We start from the raw sequence: 3,216 nt of genomic DNA, 5'->3' as shown, positions 1-3,216 counted from the left end.
TTGTTCTCGACCGTACATCGAGAACCACATAGTGGACGCATAGCAGCTTATTCAAACTGAGTGTTATCAAATTATCGGCTTATTAGTACCGGTCAGCTCCAAGAGTCTTTAGTCCTCTCTTCCACATCCGGCCTATCAACGCAGTAGTCTAGCTGCGAGCCTCTCCCCCTAAGGGATGGAAATCTCATCTCGAAGCCGGCTTCCCGCTTAGATGCTTTCAGCGGTTATCCGTTCCGAACGTAGCTAATCAGCGGTGCTCCTGGCGGAACAACTGACACACCAGAGGTTCGTCCATCCCGGTCCTCTCGTACTAGGGATAGATCTTCTCAAATTTCCTGCGCGCGCAGCGGATAGGGACCGAACTGTCTCACGACGTTCTAAACCCAGCTCGCGTACCGCTTTAATGGGCGAACAGCCCAACCCTTGGGACCTACTCCAGCCCCAGGATGCGACGAGCCGACATCGAGGTGCCAAACCATGCCGTCGATATGGACTCTTGGGCAAGATCAGCCTGTTATCCCCGAGGTACCTTTTATCCGTTGAGCGACAGCGCTTCCACAAGCCACTGCCGGATCACTAGTCCCGACTTTCGTCCCTGCTCGACTTGTCAGTCTTACAGTCAAGCTCCCTTGTGCACTTACACTCGACACCTGATTGCCAACCAGGTTGAGGGAACCTTTGGGCGCCTCCGTTACTTTTTAGGAGGCAACCGCCCCAGTTAAACTACCCACCAGGCACTGTCCCTGAACCGGATCACGGTTCGAAGTTAGGTATCCAATATGACCAGAGTGGTATTTCAACGATGACTCCACCTGAACTAGCGTCCAAGCTTCAAAGTCTCCCACCTATCCTACACAAGCCACACCGAACACCAATACCAAGCTGTAGTAAAGGTCACGGGGTCTTTCCGTCCTGCTGCGCGTAACGAGCATCTTTACTCGTAATGCAATTTCGCCGAGTTCGCGGTTGAGACAGCTGGGAAGTCGTTACGCCATTCGTGCAGGTCGGAACTTACCCGACAAGGAATTTCGCTACCTTAGGATGGTTATAGTTACCACCGCCGTTTACTGGGGCTTAAATTCTCAGCTTCGCCTTGCGGCTAACCGTTCCTCTTAACCTTCCAGCACCGGGCAGGCGTCAGTCCGTATACATCGTCTTGCGACTTGGCACGGACCTGTGTTTTTAGTAAACAGTCGCTTCCCACTGGTCTCTGCGGCCTTCGAACGCTCCAGGAGTAAATCCCTTCACGCCTCAGGCCCCCCTTCTCCCGAAGTTACGGGGGCATTTTGCCGAGTTCCTTAACCACGATTCTCTCGATCTCCTTAGTATTCTCTACCTGATCACCTGAGTCGGTTTGGGGTACGGGTGACTAAAACCTCGCGTCGATGCTTTTCTTGGCAGCATAGGATCACTGATTTCGCCCTTACGGGCTACCCATCGGGTCTCAGGCTTAATGAACGACGGATTTGCCTATCGTTCGCCCTACATCCTTAGACCGGGACAACCATCGCCCGGCTCAGCTACCTTCCTGCGTCACACCTGTTAATACGCTAACCGCACCAGCATAGGGTCGCACGCTAGGCCTCACGCTTCACCCCGAAGGGATCCATCTAGAGGATTCAGATGCTTAGCATTACTGGATTAGCTTGGACGGTTTTTCATCAGTACGGGAATATAAACCCGTTGTCCATCGACTACGCCTGTCGGCCTCGCCTTAGGTCCCGACTTACCCAGGGCGGATTAGCCTGGCCCTGGAAACCTTGATCTTTCGGAGGACGGGTTTCTCACCCGTCTTTCGCTACTCATGCCTGCATTCTCACTCGTGTAGCCTCCACGGCTGGTTTACACCGCCGCTTCGCTGGCCACACGACGCTCTCCTACCCATCAACACGGCTGAACCAACACCACAAGGGTGCGGCTTACCAAAAATATCAATGCCACAACTTCGGTGGCGTGCTTGAGCCCCGTTACATTGTCGGCGCGGAATCACTTGACCAGTGAGCTATTACGCACTCTTTCAAGGGTGGCTGCTTCTAAGCCAACCTCCTGGTTGTCTATGCAACTCCACATCCTTTCCCACTTAGCACGCGCTTTGGGACCTTAGATGGTGGTCTGGGTTGTTTCCCTCTCGACGATGAAGCTTATCCCCCACCGTCTCACTGCTGCGCTCTCACTTACCGGCATTCGGAGTTTGGCTAACGTCAGTAACCTTTTAGGGCCCATCGGCTATCCAGTAGCTCTACCTCCGGCAAGAAACACGCAACGCTGCACCTAAATGCATTTCGGAGAGAACCAGCTATCACGAAGTTTGATTGGCCTTTCACCCCTATCCACAGCTCATCCCCTCCATTTTCAACTGAAGTGGGTTCGGTCCTCCACGACGTCTTACCGTCGCTTCAACCTGGCCATGGATAGATCACTTCGCTTCGGGTCTAGGACATGCGACTGAATCGCCCTATTCAGACTCGCTTTCGCTACGCATTCCCCTCTCGGGTTAAGCTCGCCACATATCACTAACTCGCAGGCTCATTCTTCAAAAGGCACGCTGTCACACCAACAAAGGGTGCTCCAACGGTTTGTAAGCAAACGGTTTCAGGTACTATTTCACTCCCCTCCCGGGGTACTTTTCACCTTTCCCTCACGGTACTTGTTCACTATCGGTCATGTAGGAGTATTTAGGCTTATCAGGTGGTCCTGACAGATTCACACGGGATTTCTCGGGCCCCGTGCTACTTGGGATACTCTTCGCGCCATTGGAACATTTCGACTACGGGGTTCGCACCCTCTATGACCAGGCTTTCAATCCTGTTCGTCTATATTCCTTTGTAACGCTCACTGTTCGGCAGAATCAGCAGAAAAGTCCCGCAACCCCGACCATGCAACGCCTGCCGGCTATCACACATGATCGGTTTAGCCTCTTCCGGGTTCGCTCGCCACTACTAACGGAATCACTATTGTTTTCTCTTCCTGTGGGTACTGAGATGTTTCACTTCCCCACGTTCCCTCTACCCGCCCTATATATTCAGGCGGGAGTCACCAGGTCACCTTGCGGGCCTGGCGGGGTTTCCCCATTCGGACATCCTCGGATCACAGTTCGTTTATCAACTCCCCGAGGCTTATCGCAGATTACTACGTCCTTCTTCGGCTCTACATGCCAAGGCATTCACCGTTTGCTCTTGAAAATTTGAAATCACATGAGTTTGAATCGATTAAGTG

1 rRNA gene is annotated in these 3,216 nt (G+C 52.9%); it reads right to left on the bottom strand.

Annotated features, from left to right (window positions below):
- Positions 1 to 62 precede the first annotated feature (62 nt).
- Positions 63 to 3,190: ribosomal RNA gene (locus E3T19_RS11280) — 23S ribosomal RNA — on the bottom strand.
- Between the last annotated feature and the right edge of the window lie 26 nt (positions 3,191 to 3,216).

This window comes from Cryobacterium sp. TMT4-31, from assembly GCF_004403385.1.
Lineage (GTDB): Bacteria > Actinomycetota > Actinomycetes > Actinomycetales > Microbacteriaceae > Cryobacterium > Cryobacterium zongtaii.
The sequence above is the reverse complement of the archived record's forward strand: the minus strand, read 5'-3'. Positions and strand labels throughout refer to the sequence as shown.